General features: G+C 69.6%; 1 protein-coding gene. It reads right to left on the bottom strand.

All coding sequences use genetic code 11. The features are described 5' to 3' along the window. Positions 1 to 104: 104 nt before the first annotated feature. Positions 105 to 2,009, bottom strand: a 1,905-nt coding sequence (locus CH341_RS36145) for a helix-hairpin-helix domain-containing protein (protein WP_245431333.1), incomplete at its 5' end; no start/stop codon positions are given.

Here is a 2,009-nt window from a genome sequence, read left to right as displayed (position 1 = left end):
CGTCCCGGCCATCCGCGTCTTTGGTATGGCCCGTGAGAGCGTGGATGCCCGGCACAAGGCCGGCATGACGGGCTCTGAGTCGCGCGCGTCCGATCAATGAGAACTCACCGAAAATTCCTTCCCTTCGGCATCACGCTGCGGACGCGGGCGGCGGGGGCGAGCTCGCCGCCGAGATCCGGCGCCTCGCGGAGAAGAGCGGCGAGCGAGGTGCCGGCGCGCAGCGGCTGGCGGTTCTCCGGGATCGGTCGCTTGAACTCGTCGCAGCGCGCCAGCGTCTCGACGCAGCCGGCGTCCTCGGCGAGCTTTTTCAGCAGCGGCGACAGATCCTCGAGCCGTTCGGCAACCACGTGGATCACGCCCTGCTCGTTCTGCAGCCGGCCCGTGACGGCGACGAGCCGCGCGCCCAGCACGATCGGCCGGAACATCTCGAACACCTGCGGCCAGACGATGATGTTGGCGACGGCGGTCTCGTCCTCGATCGTCGCGAAGATCACGCCCTTCGCGGTGCCGGGACGCTGGCGCACCAGCACCAGGCCGGCCACCGACACTCGCCGTCCGGACGGCAACGCGGCCAGTCGCTCGCTGGCAAAAATCCGGCGTCGGTCGAGATCACCACGCAGGAACGACACCGGATGCGCCTTCAGCGACAGATGCAGATGACGATAATCGGCGACGACATGCTCGCCGAGCCGCATCGGCGGCAGCGCCACGTCGGGCTCCTGCTCCGGCGTCGCGACGCGGGCGAACAGCGGCAGGTCGTCCTTGTCGCCCGAGCGGCGCAGCGCCCGCACGGCCCACAGCGCCTGCCGCCGGTCGAGCCCGAGCGAGCGGAACGCATCCGCCTCGGCCAGCCGTTCCAGCACGGCCGGCGACAGTTTCGTGCGCAGCCAGAGATCCCGGATCGAGTCGAACCCGTCCTTGCGCACGGCTGCGATCGCGCGGCCGTCGTCCTCCTTCAGCCCGGAAATCTGACGGAACCCGAGCCGCACCGCATGGGTGGAGCAGATGTCGCCCGCCATGTCGGCGTGGCGGGGGTGGAGGCGAGATTTCATATCCCTCACCACAGCTTCTGATTCGTCATGCCCGGGCTCGTCCCGGGCATCCACGTTTTTGCAGCGCCGCCAAGGGGTGGATGGCCGGGACGAGCCCGGCCATGACGGCGCTGTGCTGCTGGGCAGCGTCTCCAGCCCGTTGTCCCACCCCGAAAAGCTCACGTCGATCGGCAGCACCGTGATGCCGTGCTCCTGCGCGTCGCGGACGATCTGGGCGGGGGCGTAGAAGCCCATCGGCTGGCTGTTCAAGAGTGCGGCGGCGAAGACATCGGGATAGCGGCACTTGATCCAGGCCGAGGCGTAGACGAGCAGGGCGAAGCTCGCCGCGTGGCTCTCCGGAAATCCGTATTCGCCGAAGCCCTCGATCTGGCTGAAGCAGCGCTCGGCGAAGTCGCGCGGATAGCCGCGCGCCGCCATGCCGTCGATCAGCTTGGCCCGGAAGTACTTGATGGTGCCGACCCGCCGGAACGTCGCCATGGCGCGGCGGAGCTGGTCGGCCTCGCTCGGCGTGAAGCCGGCCGCCACGATGGCGATGCGCATCGCCTGCTCCTGGAACAGCGGCACGCCGAGCGTCTTGCCCAGCACCTGCGCGAGCTCGTCCTTGTCGCCGTGCTCCGGCGACGGCGAGGGAAACGTCACCGGCTCGAGCTTCTGCCGGCGGCGCAGATAGGGGTGCACCATGTCGCCCTGGATCGGCCCGGGCCGCACGATCGCCACCTCGATCACGAGGTCGTAGAACGCCTGCGGCCGCAGCCGCGGCAGCATGGTCATCTGGGCGCGGCTCTCGACCTGGAACACCCCGACCGAATCGGCCCGCGACAGCATGCGATAGACGGCCTCGTCCTCGGCCTGAATGACGGAGAGGTCGAGGGGCTCCGGCGATGCCGCCGCCGTCATGCGCACCCGTGGGACCGCAGCGATCGGCGCCGTGGATGCGCCGCTCCAGGAGATGCGGAC

This window comes from Rhodoplanes roseus (assembly GCF_003258865.1).
Taxonomy (GTDB): Bacteria; Pseudomonadota; Alphaproteobacteria; order Rhizobiales; family Xanthobacteraceae; genus Rhodoplanes; species Rhodoplanes roseus.
Note: the sequence above shows the minus strand (reverse complement) of the source record. Positions and strands in the feature narration are given on the sequence as shown.